1 protein-coding gene is annotated in these 1,419 nt (G+C 67.9%); it reads left to right on the top strand.

Features of this window, described 5'->3' with window-relative positions; translation table 11 throughout:
• Positions 1 to 31: 31 nt before the first annotated feature.
• Positions 32 to 1,258, top strand: coding sequence for an IS701 family transposase (locus tag AC5P1B_RS35615; RefSeq protein WP_493892182.1), 1,227 nt, complete (start codon positions 32 to 34; stop codon positions 1,256 to 1,258).
• Positions 1,259 to 1,419 lie beyond the last annotated feature (161 nt).

The raw sequence follows: 1,419 nt of genomic DNA, 5'->3' as shown, positions 1-1,419 counted from the left end.
GGCGGGCCGTTGTCTTGTCGTGCAAGATGATGTGCAGCCCGATGCCTGGTCCGCGGAACTGGAAGAGCTGCTGGTACGGATCGGTCACCGGTTCGGTCGGGTGGATCTGCGGCGGCGGATGCGCGCCTACGTACACGGTCTGATCGGTCCAGTGGGACGGAAGAACAGCTGGCAGCTGGCCGAGCACGCCGGTCACCCGACTCCTGCGGGTCTGCAGCACCTATTGAGCCGGGCCTGCTGGGATCCTGACGTGGTACGCGATGACCTGCAGGAATATGTTGCCGAGAGACTCGGGGGCCCCGTTGGAGTGCTGATCATCGATGACACAGGGTTCCTCAAGAAAGGCACGGTCTCAGCCGGCGTGCAGCGCCAGTACTCCGGCACGGCCGGCCGCACCGAGAACTGCCAGATCGGTGTCTTCGCCGCCTATGCCTCACCCAAGGGCCGGGCCCTGGTGGACCGGGAGCTGTATCTGCCCAAGTCCTGGACGTCCGACCGGGATCGCTGCCGAGCGGCGAAGATCCCCGACGAGCGGGAGTTCGCTACCAAGGGGGACTTGGCCAAGGCCATGGTGAGGCGTGCCCTGGCCTCACCGCTGCCCGTCGCCTGGGTGACCGCGGACTCCGCCTACGGCCAGGAATGGCGGCTGCGCCGCATGCTGGAAGAGACCGGCGTCGGCTACGTCCTGGCCGTGCCGAAGTCCCAGCATGTCCACGCCCTGGGCCGCATCGACTTCGCCATCGCCCAGGCACCCGACGACGCCTGGGAATGTCACTCCTGCAGCAACGGCGCGAAAGGCCCGCGCGTCTACGACTGGGCCGCGGCCCAACTGCCCGCCATCGACGACTTCGACGGCGATCAGCCCACCCACCAGCGCTGGGTCCTGGCCCGCCGCAGCCTGGCCCGCCCGGACGAGATCGCCTACTACCTCGCCTACGCACCCAATGGCACCGCCGTCGCCGAACTCGTGCGCATCGCCGGGACCCGCTGGGCGATCGAGGAAGCCTTCCAGGCCGCGAAGAACGAGTGCGGCCTCGACCAGTACGAGGTCCGCCGGTATCCGGGCTGGTACCGGCACATCACCCTGGCCATACTCGCTCACGCCTTCCTCGCCGCCATGGCATCAGCGGCGGCCGAAAAGGGGGCGGCAGAAACGGTTCCGGCGCTCTCGCACCGCTCACCGTGGCAGAAATCCGGCGACTCCTGGCAGTTGGCCGCCCCTCGCCGAAACACCACTGGCGCACCGGCCACGCGCTGAGCTGGTCCCACTGGCGCAGGCGCCACCAGGCCATCGCCAGACGCTGCCACTACCGCCGCCGCACCAGAGGTCACGAACTTCCGCAACATGACGGCACATCAGCCGAGTACACTCAGAAACCCGGCCCTGACCAGCGGTGATACCGAACTGCGACTGGAGTA

It is taken from the genome of Streptomyces sp. A01 (genome assembly GCF_059026195.1).
This window is presented reverse-complemented; position numbering and strand designations above follow the sequence as displayed.